The 15,278-nt window shown below is 52.2% G+C and carries 11 protein-coding genes; 4 read left to right on the top strand and 7 right to left on the bottom strand.

Annotated features, from left to right (window positions below; all coding sequences use genetic code 11):
* Positions 1-179: 179 nt before the first annotated feature.
* The 3 genes from ACS5NO_RS05655 to bioB all read left to right on the top strand — a co-directional run bounded on the left by ACS5NO_RS05655 (position 180) and on the right by bioB (position 3,930).
* The gene (locus ACS5NO_RS05655) at positions 180-1,496 is read left to right on the top strand and encodes a hypothetical protein (protein WP_439414231.1); all 1,317 of its coding nucleotides are present in this window, start codon (positions 180-182) and stop codon (positions 1,494-1,496) included.
* A gap of 30 nt (positions 1,497-1,526) precedes the next feature.
* Positions 1,527-2,819: a hypothetical protein gene (locus ACS5NO_RS05650; protein WP_439414230.1), complete on the top strand. Its 1,293-nt coding sequence runs from the start codon at positions 1,527-1,529 to the stop codon at positions 2,817-2,819.
* Between the two features lie 109 nt (positions 2,820-2,928).
* Entirely contained in the window at positions 2,929-3,930 is a 1,002-nt protein-coding gene (bioB, locus tag ACS5NO_RS05645; protein WP_150875963.1) for a biotin synthase BioB, read from the top strand.
* Between the two features lie 353 nt (positions 3,931-4,283).
* On the opposite strand, the gene ACS5NO_RS05640 is transcribed toward bioB, so the two are convergent.
* The 6 genes from ACS5NO_RS05640 to ACS5NO_RS05615 form a co-directional block, all read right to left on the bottom strand.
* Positions 4,284-5,540, bottom strand: coding sequence for a glycosyltransferase family 4 protein (locus ACS5NO_RS05640; RefSeq protein ID WP_439414229.1), 1,257 nt, complete (start codon positions 5,538-5,540; stop codon positions 4,284-4,286).
* Between the two features lie 60 nt (positions 5,541-5,600).
* A complete protein-coding gene (locus ACS5NO_RS05635) occupies positions 5,601-6,098 on the bottom strand; it encodes a metallophosphoesterase family protein (RefSeq protein ID WP_439414228.1) in 498 nt (165 codons plus the stop codon).
* A gap of 109 nt (positions 6,099-6,207) precedes the next feature.
* Positions 6,208-7,665, bottom strand: a complete 1,458-nt coding sequence (locus tag ACS5NO_RS05630; RefSeq protein WP_439414227.1) for a TolC family protein — start codon at positions 7,663-7,665, stop codon at positions 6,208-6,210.
* Positions 7,643-10,831, bottom strand: coding sequence for an efflux RND transporter permease subunit (locus ACS5NO_RS05625; RefSeq protein ID WP_439414226.1), 3,189 nt, complete (start codon positions 10,829-10,831; stop codon positions 7,643-7,645). The genes ACS5NO_RS05630 and ACS5NO_RS05625 overlap by 23 nt, the downstream gene beginning before the upstream one ends.
* A 107-nt stretch (positions 10,832-10,938) precedes the next feature.
* A complete protein-coding gene (locus ACS5NO_RS05620; protein WP_439414225.1) occupies positions 10,939-12,090 on the bottom strand; it encodes an efflux RND transporter periplasmic adaptor subunit in 1,152 nt (383 codons plus the stop codon).
* Positions 12,091-12,244: 154 nt separating this feature from the next.
* On the bottom strand, positions 12,245-12,589 hold the full coding sequence (locus ACS5NO_RS05615; protein ID WP_439414224.1) for a hypothetical protein: 345 nt from the start codon (positions 12,587-12,589) through the stop codon (positions 12,245-12,247).
* 349 nt (positions 12,590-12,938) lie between these two features.
* Between ACS5NO_RS05615 and ACS5NO_RS05610 the strand changes: the two genes are divergently transcribed.
* Positions 12,939-13,502, top strand: coding sequence for a DUF1697 domain-containing protein (locus ACS5NO_RS05610; protein ID WP_439414223.1), 564 nt, complete (start codon positions 12,939-12,941; stop codon positions 13,500-13,502).
* 34 nt (positions 13,503-13,536) lie between these two features.
* Here ACS5NO_RS05610 and ACS5NO_RS05605 read toward each other — a convergent pair whose 3' ends face one another.
* Positions 13,537-15,210: a fatty acid--CoA ligase gene (locus ACS5NO_RS05605; RefSeq protein ID WP_439414222.1), complete on the bottom strand. Its 1,674-nt coding sequence runs from the start codon at positions 15,208-15,210 to the stop codon at positions 13,537-13,539.
* Positions 15,211-15,278 lie beyond the last annotated feature (68 nt).

The raw sequence follows: 15,278 nt of genomic DNA, 5'->3' as shown, positions 1-15,278 counted from the left end.
CGGTTGGATAGCCTGTTGGGCGGTGTTCACAAGTCAAGATCGTAGTTCTACTGCAAAGGTCGCCAAATCTGACAATTTAGCCAACAATTTTTACGACTGGCCGAGTATGATTTTTTTTATTTGGCAGCCACAGCGACAATACCGAACTTTACCCCGAATTAAAACCACCCATTCGTTACATGCTATTTTTTGAGGATACGGTTTCAGTCGTAAAAGTCGTCGTTTCATTACTTCTCGCCCTGGCCAGTTGGCTTCTGATTCGATTTCCCGCTCCTTTCCGCCACCACCTGAACCCACGGCCCGCTTTGACGCTCTGGGTTTCGTTCATCGTTTTCCGGGTTATTCCGTTCCTGATCGTGTATCTGATCCTGGATTTTGCCCCCCGCAGCGACACTGAATTCTTCTACAAGAAAGCCATTGCGGCTTTTGCGGGCAAAATGGTCTACCGGGATTTTCTCTCCTACCACGGCCCGCTGTTTGGCTACCTCATTAGTCTGCCCCTTTACCTCTGGTATAATGCCAAAATTCTGATTCCCTTCATGGCGCTCATCGAGTTCGCCATCGTCTGGGCCACCTGGCGGTATTACCAGGCCAGCCGACCGGATTCCCTGCTGATGGCGGTTTTGTATTTTTTGTTGCCCATGCCGTTTGTCGCCATGATCCTGAGCAGCGAAGAAGACGTCTGGTTCTGGGGGGTAGGTCTCATCACTTTGCTCTACACCCATCGTACGCAGAGCAGCCTGTGGATCGGGATCATCTGGGGGCTGTCGATGATTGTCATCAAAAGCATGATCATCGTGCTGCTGGTGCCGGTTTTCTTTCTGGTCGACAACAAATTCAAGTACGTGCTGGGGCTGGCAATCGTTGGCGTTCCGTCCATCGTCATCCTCTATCTTCTGATGGGCGATGCGTTTCTGATGCCGTTGCAACATTCCGGCTACCACATGACACCCAACATCGTCAGCATCACCCGGCCGTTTCTGAGCAGCCTGTATAACCAGATGAGTCTGACGCGGCTCAACACGATCAGCCTTTTCATCACCATGGCGTTGTCATCCTGGGTGGCCATCCGGTTCCGGCACCTGGGCTATCGGCAGATTTTCCCCTCGCTCTACATCCTAACGTTCGGCATCTTCATGCTGGCGCAACCCAGCGCCCCCGGTTTTTACCTGTTCATGTACATGATCGTGGTGCTGTTTGAAGTGGCCCGACTGGAAGATAAAGCGTTCCATTTTCAGCTCATCCTGCTCAACTTCCTGATTGTCATTCAACCCATCATCTGGGTAATCTATGTCGGGATGCTGAATTATGACGACTGGCAAACCGTTTTTGCCGCCCCGGTGAATACCGCCGATTATCTGATTCAGATCATCGAGGTGGGGCTCTTGATTTCGTTGGTCTGGCGCACCTTTAACCACCTTAAATCACTGGACCGGGCCACGAGCCCATCCTTTCCGCCCCAATCCTGGTCGACGGGTCGTTCGTCGGTTTCGTAAGGCGGTTTTTCTTTTCATAGAACGTCAACTATGTTTATTGTTTACGCAAAGGCCGTAACCGCCTTCCTGCTGAGTGCCGTGCTGCTGGTTGCGTGGTTCAAACGCCCGGTCCTTGAATCGCTTCTGGACGAAAAAAAGGTGCCCTGGCTGTTGATTTTCTGGGTTCTGTTGCGGCTGGTTCCGTTTGTGGTCATTTATGTTTTCTTCGACTTTTCGCCCCAGTCAGATGTCGCCAACTACTATTATCCCATTGGCATCTCAGCCAAACTGCGGGAAATCCCGTACCGGGATGTCCTGAATCCGTATTCGCCCTTTTACGGTTTCTGGATGGAAATTCCGCTGCTTTTCTGGGACAATACCCGCTCGCTGGTGCTGTTCTTAACCCTGATTGAACTGGTGGCCGTGTGGCTGACATACCGAACCTATGAGGACGTTATGCCGCGCGCTGAACGTCTTTTTCGGGTCTTATTTTACCTGCTGTTGCCCGTTCCTTTCGTGATGTCCATTCTGAGCGGGCAGGAAGACGTGGCACTCTGGATTTTTGCCCTGCTGGCCATTGTCGCCCTCCAACGCGACGGGAATGCGTATCTCTGCGGTTTGCTGCTGGCGTTGGGCATTCTATCAACCAAAGCGGTTTTTATCCTGATCATTCTGCCATTTTTTCTCCTTACCCGTCGGCTGATTCCGTTGATGGCGGGTCTGGCCACGCTGGGTATCCCGGTTCTGATTTTCCTGTACATTAAAACCGGTTCGTTGTTCATCGAGCAACCGCTGGAAGAAGGAAAATACCTGAAAGCTCCCAACTGGGCTTCCCTGCTGCATCCTTTTACCTCCGGTTTCATCAATGCCGAACTGTCGGTCTGGAACTACGCCGGGCTGGTCATTTGCCTGCTGGTGGGGGTGCAGGTGTTGCGGTTACGCGGAAACCACGATTACCGAACGTATTTTCCGCTGTTCTACATCGCCACGTTCAGCATCATGACGGTGGTGCAGAAAAATGCCGTTGCCAACTACACCTACCTGTTTATGTTGCCCCTGGTGTTTCAAATGCTCGACTTTCAGAACCGTACGTCAGTGGTTTTTCTGCTGGTATTCAACATTGCAGCGGCCGTCCATCCGTCCCTGTGGTGGCGAATCGGGCAACCGTATTATCAAACGGTGAGCGAAATTTTCAGTAAACCGGTTTATATCCTGGAATACAGCATCGAGCTTTTCATCGTCGGTTACCTGCTTTATCTGGTGGTAAAGGCGCAAAAACAGCTCAAACTGGCTCCGCAGTTGGCTCCTATTCCACCCCTAAAACCCGAACCAACCCGGATGTAAGTTTCAGAAACCGGTAGACATCGGTGGATTGAAGTGGCTTTGTGTTTGCGCCAAACTCCTCCACCCCCTATATTTGGCTTTATTACCTGACAAGCTCTAGATTGTTGCTATGACTGACGTTCGTACTGACTGGACCCGCGACGAAATCGCCGATATTTATAACTCCCCTGTTCTTGATCTGATCTACCGGGCCGCCACGGTTCATCGCCAGCACCACGATCCGCAGGAAGTGCAGGTTTGCACGCTTCTTTCGGTCAAAACCGGGGGTTGTCCGGAAGACTGTGCCTACTGCCCCCAGGCCGCGCGCTATCACACCAGCGTGAAGGTTCACAAACTCATGGAAGTGGACGAAGTGCTGACGGCCGCGCACCGGGCGAAGGAGTCGGGCAGCACACGTTTCTGCATGGGAGCCGCCTGGCGCGAAGTCCGCGACAACCGGGATTTTGACAAGGTGCTGGAAATGGTGCAGGGCGTCAACCGGATGGGCATGGAAGTGTGCTGCACGCTCGGGATGCTGACGGAAACCCAAGCGGAAAAACTGAAAACCGCCGGGTTGTACGCCTATAACCACAACCTCGACACGAGCGAAGAATACTACGGCGACATCATTTCGACCCGCACCTACGACGACCGGCTGGATACGCTCGGCAACGTTCGGCAGGCTGGTATTTCGGTCTGTTCCGGCGGCATCATTGGCATGGGCGAAAGCCACCAGGACCGCATCGGGATGCTGCTCACCCTGGCCAATTTGCCCGAACACCCCGAATCCGTGCCAGTCAATGCGCTGGTTCCCGTCGAAGGGACCCCGCTGGAAGACCAGCCCCGCGTATCGGTTTGGGAAATGCTTCGGATGATTGCCACCGCCCGGATCATCATGCCCAAGGCGATGGTACGTTTATCGGCGGGCCGGGTTCGGATGAACACCGAAGAGCAGGCCTTGTGTTTTCTGGCCGGTGCCAACTCCATTTTTGCCGGTGACAAATTGCTGACCACGCCGAATCCGGAGGAAGACCAGGATCGGCAATTGTTCCAGACACTCAACATCCGCCCGCGCAAGGCGTTTAAGGATGCGGAGAAACCGGCGGTGGTTTTTGAGCAGATTCCGTTGTAAACGGTTTTCGATAGCGATTTTGGGTTACGGCAAGGCGATTGATTGATCGCCTTGCCGTTTTTTTATACTGTTAATCAACTAGTTATAATAACCGCAAGCCCACCGTTTCAACGGTGGGTTCAGAAGAAGAAATGAATTGAAGGATTGAAACCGTTTTAACGGTTTTGAGGCTCTTAAACCGTTAAAACGGTTCTCAACACTGAATCTATTTCGGTAATTTCCCCACGGTTTTAACCGTGGGCTAACAATTAACTTCTTACATCTCTACAACTTACAATTATGACATTTAAAGAGATAAATAGCAGAATTAGAGGGATGAGCGAATAGCACCAAGTACTATCTTAAAAATTCAACTACTTCACAATCACATCCTTTTCTTTCCCGATCGTGTTGAACAGCGCATCCTCGATCCGGTCGATGGCCTTTTCAAATGTCCACTGCTCCTGAACAATCCGCCGGGCATTGCGCGAAAGCCGATCCGCCAGGCCGCTATCCGTCAGTACCCGCTCCACGGCCCGCGCCATTTCTTCCGGTTTGCGGTTGACCAACAGGCCATTGTAATTTCCAATAACGGTTTCCCGGACTCCGCCTTCCGCTACGGCGACCACCGGCAAACCGCAGGCATTGGCCTCCAGCGGAGCCAGGCCGAAGGGTTCCAGGGTCGATGTGTACAACAGACAGGACGCCGTATTGAGGAGTTGCACCAGTTCCTGATGCGGTATTTTTTCCCTGGGTTCAAAGTTCACCCGCAGCGACTGGCTCAGGTCTTTCAACTTGTCGACATACGCCGTGTCGCCCATGTCGCCCACCCAGATCAGTTTCGGGCGGATGGCTTCGGGAATCAGCGCCAGCGACTCGATGGCCAGATCGGGCCGTTTGTGCTGAAAAAACGCCCCCAAGCCCATGACAAACGGCTCGCGGGGCAAATTTTGATAGGGAAACAGGCTGGCGTCGATACCCAGATAACAGACCTCCCCCGCGCCACCGTAGGCCCGAAGCACGTTTTCGTTGCTGAAATAGGAATTGACCAATACTTTATCGTAACTGCGGTAGTTCTGAATTTCTTCCCGCACCCGCACCCGTGCCTGACGAATCTTGAACATATCGTCCCAATACTGGCTCCGGTAGTCAGCATTCCTCCAGTTTCTGTTGGCCGGAGGAAGACCTTCCCAAATCAATTCCGGTGACGATTCAAAGAGGGTACGGTTGGGTTCGCCCAGATACAGGGCTTTCGGAATAGTAACGAACCGGCCGATGTAGGGCATCGAAAAATTGATGCAGGAGTTGGCAAACAGGACGTCAAAACCGCCCGCGTTGATCTGATCGGCGCAGCGGCTGCAAAAGTCAAGCATTCGCCGGATGCGGGTTTCCGGCTCGAATTTCAACGCCCAGAGCTTATCCCGGTATTCATCCCGAATGCGGATGTCCATCGACAACGGCAGGATGTGCGTCTTGGCCACATACCGGTCCACGTCCAGAAACTTCGTATCGGCGACCGACGACGTCCACACTTCAATAGAATGACCGCGCTGGGCAAGCCCTTTAATATGCTGGTGCAAAGCCCGGCTTCCGCCCCCGCTCCGCAGATTATGCCAAACTGCAATTTTCATCAACTACCAATCATTCAGGTAAACCAGTTGCCAATATAGTATTAATTTTCGGCAACTGGTTTACCGCTTACCCAATTCTATCACTTCCATATCCCGGACCCGACCCGCGTCGAGCGTAAACCGCAACACGGTTCGAACCGGATGAAAACCGTGTTTCCCGGCAGCTCCGGGGTTGATAAACAGCAGGTTATTGATTTTTGGATCGCGGGTAACCTTTAAAATATGAGAATGACCACACACAAACAGATCCGGTGAATGCTGGATCAAACCGGGCCGGACAATAGGATTATACCGGGGCGGTGTGCCGCCGATGTGCGTCATCCAGATGGAAAGCCCTTCCAGATCAAACCGCTGGTGTTCGGGACACTCGTGGGTCACCTCCCGGTCGTCGATATTGCCGAAAACACCCCGGAACGGTTTGAAAGCCCGCAGGTCGTCGATAATCTTCACCGAACCGATATCACCGGCATGCCAAATTTCATCGCATTCCGCAAAATGGGTGAATAGTTGCGGATCTAAAAAACCGTGGGTGTCGGAAAGCAGGCCGATGCGAGTCAAAATAGAGAAGGGTTATTACGCAGAGTTACACAGAGAAAATCAGAGTTACGCAGAGTTCAAATTGATAACTCTGATTTCCTCTGATAAACCCTGTGTAACAACATTTAGTTTACTGCCAGCCGCCCCCCAGCGCCCGATACAGGTCGATGACAGATAAGAACTGCGCCCGTTTGGTACTAATCAGCGAGAGCTCAGCCGCCAGCACACTGCGCTGCGCCGTGATCACTTCCAGGTACGAAGCATAGCCCGTCGCGAATAATTCATCGGAAATCGTGGCCGCTTGGCCCAATACCGCCACTTCCTGTGCCTGTAGTTCAGCTACCTTGCGGTAATTTTCAATCCCGCGCAAACTGGTGGTCACTTCGCTGAAACCGGTCAGCACGGTTTTCTGGTACCCGTAAAACGCTTCCCGGCTTTGGGCAACCGACAACGAGTAGTTCGATTTCAGGTACCGACGGTTGAAAACCGGAGCCGCCAGTCCCCCCAGCACACCGATTGCCAGCGAAGCCGGATCGAGCAAAACCGACGCCCGGAACGCATTCAGGCCCACGTAAGGCGTTAGAGTTAGCGAAGGCAAAAACTCAGCCCTAGCCACCTCCACGTCAACGTTGGCGGCTTCCATCGCCAGCTCCGCCTGCTGGATATCTGGTCGGCGACGCAGCATCTGACTCGGAATCCCCGCCGAAAGCTGGGTCGGCATTTCCTGGTTACTGATGGTTTTATTCCGCGCAATGGGTTGCGGAAACCGGCCCAGCAACTGATTCAACTGGTTTTCGGTCTCCACAATTTGCTGTTGCACCTGCGCTTCCAGGCTCCGGGTGTTGAGCAATTGCGCATTGAATTGCTGAACGGCCAGTTCGGTAACGCGTCCGGCGGCTTTCTGAACCACCACCAGTTCGGACGCCCGTTGTTGCAACGCCTGGTTTTCGCGAAGAATCTCCAGTTCGCTGTCCAACGCCAGAAGCCCGTAATACAAGCGGGCGACCTCGGCAATGAGTGAGGTAACGATCAGATGACGCCCTTTTTCGGACGCCAAAAAACGCACGTAAGCCGCACGTTTGCGGTTTCGGAGTTTCCCCCACAGGTCAATCTCCCAGTTACTCCGAAAACCGAGAAAGTATTCCGGCGTTGCATCGGGGATGCGCTGTTTACCATCAATGTTGGGCGACAGGTTGGTGTCAAAATTCCCAACACCATTCAGGGTGTAGCGCCCAAACCGGTCGACCCCGGCGGCAGCCACGGCACTGACCGAAGGCACCAGCGCCCCCCGGCTGTACTCAAAATTGGCGCGGGCCATTTCGATGCGCTGCGAAGCAATCTGCAAATCCGGGTTTCGGGCCAAAGCCGTATCGATCAGACTTTCCAGATCCGGGTCTGAGAAAAACGCTTTCCAATTCAGGTTGCCAACCGATGTCGAGTCCGTATTTCCGGTAAACGACGTGGGCAGCGTCCGGGCTTTCGGCAGTTGCAGGGGTTCAGAAACCCGGCAGCTACTCAACAGAAAAAGCGGAATGAGATAAAAAACAAACTTTTGATAACTTGATTTATGAATGAACGGTCGTTCCATTTTCGTGAGTTTGAGTTAATACCGGAACCTGATCCAGCCCGTCGTCTTTGGGCGGTTTGGCTTGCAGCAGTTGGGCGAGCTTGGCAAATGCGACATACAGCCCCGGAATCAGAAAGAGTCCGAACAGGGTTCCGATGAGCATACCGCCCGCAGCCGCCGTCCCGATGGAACGGTTACCGAGCGCACCGGCACCGGAAGCAATACAAAGCGGAATCAGTCCGGCAATAAACGCGAAGGAGGTCATCAGAATCGGTCGCAGACGCGACATGGCTCCTTCCATCGCGGCTTTCAGGATCGACATTCCTTCCTGCTGTTTCTGGTTGGCAAACTCTACGATCAGAATGGCGTTTTTACCCAGCAAACCGATGAGCATGACCAGCGAAACCTGCGCGTAGATGTTGTTTTGCAAACCGGCCAGTTGCAGACAGAGAAACGACCCGAAAATACCGGCGGGCAACGACAGCAAAACCGCCAGCGGCAGAAACAGGCTTTCGTATTGCGCCACCAACAACAGATACACGAAGACCAGACAGATCACAAAAATCCAGATAGCCTGGTCGCCCGACAACACTTCTTCGCGCGTCATCCCCGACCAGTCGAAGGTAAAACCGCGCGGCAGTTTTTCTTTGGCTACTTCCTGAATCGCCTTGATGGCATCCCCGCTGCTGTAGCCGGGTGCCGACTCGCCGTTGATCATGGCCGAGGTAAACATGTTGTAACGGGTCAACTGCTCTGGTCCATAGACGCGTTCCATCGTGATAAAATTGGAATACGGCACCATTTCACCCTGCTTGTTCTTCACCCGCAAGTTCAGCACATCTTCCGGTTTGGCCCGGTATTTGGGCGCAGCCTGAACCATCACCTTGTACATCTGATTGAAGCGGATGAAATTGGACGCGTAAAAACTTCCCATCAACGTCTGGAGCGTACTCATCGCGTTGTCGATGGAAACGCCTTTCTGAGCGGCTTTGTCCTGATCGACGTGTAGCACATACTGCGGAAAACTGGGGTCGAAACTAGTGAACACCCGGCTGATTTCCGGTCGTTTTTCCAGTTCGGCAATAAATTCATCGGTTACTTTTTTGGTCTTTTGCAGATCGTCACTCCGGGTGCGGTCCTGCAGCCGGATTTCAAAACCGCTCGAATTCCCAAAACCGGGTACCGTGGGGGGCGAAAAGAACTGGATGCTGGCGTCGTTGATATTTTTGGTTTTATCGGCCAGCAAGGCAATCACATCGTCGACCGACTCCTTCCGTTCGTCCCAGCTTTTGAGGTTGATCATACCCATCCCGTACGACGCACCGGCACCGTCGGTCATCAGACTCAAACCCGCCAGCGTCGATACGTTCTCGACCGATTCGAGTTTGGAAGCCGCCTGCTGAACCAGATCCATGACTTCTTCCGTCCGTTCCACGGTGGCCCCAACGGGCGTGGTCACGTTCACGTAAATCATGCCCTGATCTTCGGTCGGAATAAAACCGGCGGGCAAAATGGTGTTGATTCCCCAGGTAGCGGCCACAAAAAGCAGCAGAACGCCCCAGGTCACGACGCCCCGGTTCACAAACGGACGCAAACCGCGCCGGTATTTTCCGGCCAGGGAGTCATATCCCCGGTTGAATTTAGCAAAAAACCGCCCCAGCAAGCCCTTTTGCTCCCCGTGAACGGGTCGTAGCAAGAGGGCACACAAAGCAGGTGTCAGGGTCACGGCGTTGATCCCCGAAATCACAATCGAAATCGCCAGCGTTAGCGAAAACTGCCGGTAGAAAATACCGACCGGACCCGACAGGAAAGCGACCGGAATAAATACCGCCGACATCACCAGCGTAATGGCGACAATGGCTCCGCTGATTTCTTTCATGGCCGCAAACGTAGCCGCCCGTGGAGATAAATGTTCTTCCGTCATTTTGGCATGAACGGCCTCCACCACCACAATGGCATTATCGACCACAATCCCGATGGCTAGAACTAACGCGAAGAGCGTAAGCAGGTTTACCGAGAAACCGATCACATCCATGAACGCAAACGTACCGACCAGCGCCACCGGAACCGCCAGGGCGCAAATCAGCGTCGAACGCCAGTCCTGGAGGAACAGGAAAACAACGATGAATACCAGAATGAAAGCTTCGAAAAGCGTACGAACGACCTCGTGAATCGAGGCATCCAGGAAGCGCGACACGTCGTAGGCAAAGTTGTAGGTCATGCCCGGCGGGAAAGTCGTTTCTTTCAATTCGGCCAGGCGTTTTTTGACATTGGCAATGACCTCCTGCGCGTTGGAACCCGGCCGCTGTTTCAACATGATAGCCGCCGAGGGACGGCCGTCGTTTTTAGACAAAATACCGTAGTCCAGCGATCCGAATTCAACTTCAGCAACATCTTTCAACCGGAGAATCGAGCCGTCGTCCAGGGTACGGATCGCGATGTTTTCGTACTGCACGGGTTCAATAAATTTCCCCGTGTAGCGCAGCACATACTGCAAGACCTGGGCATCGCGGTCGGCACTTTCACCGGCTTTTCCGGGAGCCGCTTCCACGTTCTGTTCCCGAATGGCCGCGATGACTTCATCGGCAGAAACGTTGTAAACCGTCATGCGGTCGGGCTTGAGCCAGACCCGCATGGAATACTCTCTGGCACCCAGAATATCGACAAAACCGACACCATCGATGCGTTTGAGTTCCGCTAAAATATTGATATCGGCAAAGTTATAGATGAATTTCTCATCTGCCGTCGAATCCGTGCTGATCAGGTTCAGGTACAACAACATGCTATTGACCTCTTTCTCCGTCGTTACCCCGGCCTTGATCACTTCTTCGGGAAGTTCATCCAATACCGTTGTTACCCGGTTTTGAACGTTCACGGCCGCCAGATCCGGGTCGGTACCTACTTTGAAAAAAACCTGAATCAAGGTTGAGCCGTCATTCCCCGAAATGGCGGTCATGTAGGTCATATTCGGTACGCCGTTGATGGCCCGTTCCAGCGGCATAGCCACGGCTTTGGTGCTCACTTCAGCATTGGCACCCGTATAACTAGCCGTTACGACAACTGACGGCGGAACAATGTCGGGGAACTGGGTAACCGGTAAATTCATCAGCGACAGTACGCCCAGCAACGTAATCAAAACCGAGATTACGGCGGAGAGCAAAGGCCGTTTTATGAAGGTATCAAACATAGTTTTGTGCTGATAAATCTAAAGTACAGGCATTCCTCCGATCGCGAATGCGACCAGAGGTTGCTCTGTACCGAAGAGTGGGTAGTAATAATTGAAAGTCCAGCCGGTTAGTTGGCAACCACTTCGGTCTCGGACTTTGCGGGGTTTAAGGTCAGCAAACTTTCGGGCGACAGGGCCTGCGGAACAATTTGCATCCCATCACGGATGTTCTGAATGCCTTCGTAGACGATCTTTTCGCCGGGTTCAAGCCCCGATTTCACGAGGTAAAACTGGGCAACGCGGCTCTGGGGAACGAAGCTCCTCATTTTCACTTTATTGGACGCATCGACCACATACACGTAGTTCTTATCCTGGATTTCAAATACCGCCTTCTGCGGAACCAGAACGGCATTGTCCACCTCATTTTTCAGGCGAATTTTGCCCGTCGCACCGTGCTTGAGCATTTTGTCAGGATTTGGAAAACGAGCCCGGAAGGCAATTGTACCGGAGCCATCGTCGAAGACGCTTTCCATCGTTTCAATTTTACCGGCCTGCTTGTAAGGGGTATCATCAGCCAGGAGCAACGTCACTTCCTGTCCACTGCTGCTGTGTTTCCCTTTTTTGATGTATTCCAGGTATTCTTTTTCAGACACGTGAAAATACGCATAGACTTCGCGAATGTCCGAAACCGTAGTCAGCAGGGCGCCTTCTTCGATCAAACTGCCCATTTTAGACGGAATCCGGTTGATCACACCGTCAAACGGAGCACGGATGCTGGCGTGAGCCAAACGCAGCGAAGCGTTTTCCTGAGCCGACTGGGCCTCTTCAATGGCGGCTTTAGCAGCATCCAGCTTAGACTTCGACAGTTCCAGTTCGGAGGCCGAAATCACTTTCTTGTCGACCAATAACCGCACACGACCCAGTTCCACCTCGGCGGTTTTGGCTTCGGCCATCGCGCTCTTCAGATTGGCTCTTGCCTTGGCCAGTTCGGCCTGATACTCAGCCTGGTTGATCTGGAATAGCAATTGTCCTTTTTTCACTTGACGCCCTTCGTCAACATGTATTTTATCTAGAAACCCGCCAACGCGGGCACGAATTTCCACGTTCCGGACGGCCTCCACATTGCCGGCGTATTCACGTTGCAACGTAGTAGACTGTCGTGTAATTTCAAAAATGGGGAGTGCCGGTTTTTCAACCTCGGTTTTCTCCTCAGCCTGGCTGCTACAACCCGTGATAAAAGCACTGATTGATAGCGCAATGGCAATGATGTATCCTTTCATGTTTGTGATATGATTTCTCGTTAAGCGTTTAAGCGTATAGGGAAGTCAGGACATGCTCATCCCTGAACAGCGTCCGACCTGAATTTCTAGTAAAAAGGTAACCAGGGTATTGTTGTACTGGATTGAAAGCGCTCCGCCTGAGCGGAAAGACCCCTTAGGCTTGAGGTGGTGGGGAGTTTATCTCCTGAACATGCGAAAACACACGAATGGACTTCAGTCCAACGGGTCGGGCAGCCAGATGCCAGTAAACAGGCTTTAAGGAAAAAGAAAAAAGAGGGGCAGAGAAATAATCGTGTTCAATATTGGCGACGTCAGATTCATCTTTGGCATCGTCCTGCTCCGGAAGGGCGTCGATAATGCCCAGCCAGTTTTCAAGAATCAATTCGCCGATGCTTTCAATCCGGTTAACGGACAAGTCTTCTTTTTGGGCACCATGAAGCATCCTCGGCGAAAAATGTTCGGGCACATCGACACTAATGTTGATGATGTGCAGCGCCATTAGCCAGCAGAATAACCGGTGCAGAAAGAAGTTTTTTCTCCGTTTACTCATTTGAGTGTTGTATCCTTAATCGTTACAAAATTAAGTACATATATCGGAAATATGCAAATATAATTCGTAAAAACGGCCAAATTTGCAAATAGTTACTGCTTTTTCTCCGATCATTACAATTTACCAGGAGTGATGGTACCGTTTTACGATAACGTGTACTGCATTTATAAGTATTCTCTATAAAAAGAAACACAGAAGCGGGAAAAGAGTTCGACAGATATTCATTCCTCTTTGAATGTTGGACTGGTTTACCTAAAATGCGCCTGTTATTTTACGCACAACTTATTAGCTCCACTGTATGGAAACCACCCTTGCGATTCTCCGTGGCATCAATGTCAGTGGTCAAAAAAAAGTCCCTATGAACGAATTGAAGCACTTGTTCGGGGAATTGAATTGCCAGCAGGTCAAAACGTACATCCAAAGCGGTAACGTCGTCTTCACCCATTCTGCTACCGATGAGGAGCAATTGGCGAGGCAAATTGAGCAGAAAATTGTTGAAACATTTGGCTTTCAGGTGCCGGTTTTGACCCGGTCATTGAGCAAATTGGCCGACATCGTTGCCCAAAATCCTTTTCTACAGGAAGACCACACTGAGGTTGATAAGCTTCATGTCACGTTTCTATCGAATGCCCCCAACACCTTGAATCTTGACAAAATAAAAGATTTAGCCGTTGGCACTGACCGGTTTGCTCTCTCCGGAAAAGAAATATACGTGTATTGCCCGGGCGGTTATGGCAACACCAAACTGAGCAATACCTTTTTTGAAAACAAGCTCAAGGTAACGGCCACGACCCGAAACTGGAAAACCGTCAATGAACTTTTAAAAATGATGCACTCATTGAGTCCGAACACAGAACGGTAGCGAGCAGGATTTTTCTGCACTGTAAGGGTCATTTTCAGGAGAAGATTAGTGCTTTCATCTCGGCCCGGATCTTCTTTTTGTCGATTTTACCAACGCTGGTTTTCGGAATTTCATTGACCAGCACAATGCGATCCGGCACATACCATTTGTTGATGTCCCCGCTCGAAATCTGACCCTGCAAGGCGGTTTTGATCGTTTCAGACGTTACTTTGCCTACATACTCCGGTTTCAGCACCACCAGGGCGTGCGGGCGTTCGCCCCATTTTTCGTCCGGGAACCCGACCACCGCCGACTCGCCCACGCCCTCGATTTGTGACAGACAGTTTTCAATTGCCAGCGACGAAACCCACTCGCCACCGGACTTGATGACGTCCTTGGTGCGGTCGGCAATGATCACCCAGTTATCGGGGGTAATGGCGGCCACATCGCCCGTGTGGAGCCAGCCGTTGTGCCAGAGTTCTTCGCCCCGCTCGGTTTCCTTGTAATAGCCCTGCGTAAGCCAGGAGCCCCGCGCCGTCAGTTCGCCCAGCGAATGGCCGTCGTGCGGAACCGGCTGTCCCTCATCGTCCTGCAACTGGATGTCGATAAAGGGCGCAATGCGACCGGCCCGCGTCCGGAACTCCACCTGCTCGTCGATGGGCAACGCACGCTCGGTGTCATTCAGGTAGGTGAGCGACAGAATCGGAGCGGTTTCGGACAGTCCATAGCCCGCATAGACCTGAATGCCCAGTTCCAGAGCGGCTTTTGCCAGCCCTTTCGTCAGTGCCGAGCCGCCGATGATGACCTTCCAGCGACTCAAATCCACCTGTTTGGCAACCGGGCTGTTCACCAGCATCGTCAGAATCGTCGGGACACAATGCGAGAGGGTTACTTTTTCTTTCAGGAGTAATGTCAGAAGCATTTCGGGTTCATACCGCCCCGGATACACCTGCCGCGCCGACAGCATGGTTGCCAGGAGCGGAAAACCCCAGGCGTGGACATGAAACAGGGGCGTGATGGGCATGTATACATCATGGGTCGAATGAAACGCGACGGCTTCATACCCGCAGATGTAGGTCACCAGCCCCATCGTGTGCATGAACAACTGCCGGTGCGAAAAATAAACACCTTTGGGGTTGCCCGTGGTACCGGTGGTATAAAACGTCGTAGCCCAGGTATTTTCGTCAAAATCCGGGAAATCATACTGATCTGAAGCGGTTTTCAGCAGACTTTCGTATTCGCCGACAAAACCGTCCGGAATCACGACCTCTTGGTTTTGATATACTTTATCGCTCACCAGAATGAATGTTTCTACCGTCGTGAGCTGGCTTTTGATCGCATCGAGCAGCGGCAGGAAGTCTTCATGAATCACCACTACCTTGTCTTCCGCGTGGTTCATGCAATACAGAATCTGCGCGGGAGACAACCGCACGTTGATCGTGTGCAGAATGGCACCCAGGCACGGAATGGCAAAAAAACACTCCAGATACCGGTGACTGTCCCAATCGAAAACCGCTACCGTATCGCCCGGCTTCACCCCGCTGGAAGTCAGCAAATTGGCCAGGCGACGAACCCGCTGGTTGAAGTCTACGTAATTCATACGGAACAGGTCGCGGTAAACAATTTCCCGCTGCGGCTCGTATTTGAGCGACTGTGCCAATATTGTTTTTACCAGAAGCGGTTGCTCCTGAGCCGAAGCCGTGCGGGGGATCAGTTTCGTGGCAATCATCACAATAGGGATAGGAAGGCCGACAAAGGCCAGCAATAAGACAAGAAAATCCTGCTGAAATTATAGGA

Source organism: Larkinella fluvii, from assembly GCF_051857545.1.
Taxonomy (GTDB): domain Bacteria; phylum Bacteroidota; class Bacteroidia; order Cytophagales; family Spirosomataceae; genus Larkinella.
This window is presented reverse-complemented; position numbering and strand designations above follow the sequence as displayed.

Bases quoted from the DNA above. Each gene is read 5' to 3' on its own strand.
- ACS5NO_RS05650 (WP_439414230.1), top strand. From the start codon at position 1,527: ATGTTTATTGTTTACGCAAAGGCCGTAACCGCCTTCCTGCTGAGTGCC.
- ACS5NO_RS05620 (WP_439414225.1), bottom strand. From the start codon at position 12,090: ATGAAAGGATACATCATTGCCATTGCGCTATCAATCAGTGCTTTTATC.
- bioB (WP_150875963.1), top strand. From the start codon at position 2,929: ATGACTGACGTTCGTACTGACTGGACCCGCGACGAAATCGCCGATATT.
- ACS5NO_RS05610 (WP_439414223.1), top strand. From the start codon at position 12,939: ATGGAAACCACCCTTGCGATTCTCCGTGGCATCAATGTCAGTGGTCAA.
- ACS5NO_RS05640 (WP_439414229.1), bottom strand. From the start codon at position 5,540: ATGAAAATTGCAGTTTGGCATAATCTGCGGAGCGGGGGCGGAAGCCGG.
- ACS5NO_RS05605 (WP_439414222.1), bottom strand. From the start codon at position 15,210: ATGATTGCCACGAAACTGATCCCCCGCACGGCTTCGGCTCAGGAGCAA.
- ACS5NO_RS05615 (WP_439414224.1), bottom strand. From the start codon at position 12,589: ATGGCGCTGCACATCATCAACATTAGTGTCGATGTGCCCGAACATTTT.
- ACS5NO_RS05630 (WP_439414227.1), bottom strand. From the start codon at position 7,665: ATGGAACGACCGTTCATTCATAAATCAAGTTATCAAAAGTTTGTTTTT.
- ACS5NO_RS05625 (WP_439414226.1), bottom strand. From the start codon at position 10,831: ATGTTTGATACCTTCATAAAACGGCCTTTGCTCTCCGCCGTAATCTCG.
- ACS5NO_RS05655 (WP_439414231.1), top strand. From the start codon at position 180: ATGCTATTTTTTGAGGATACGGTTTCAGTCGTAAAAGTCGTCGTTTCA.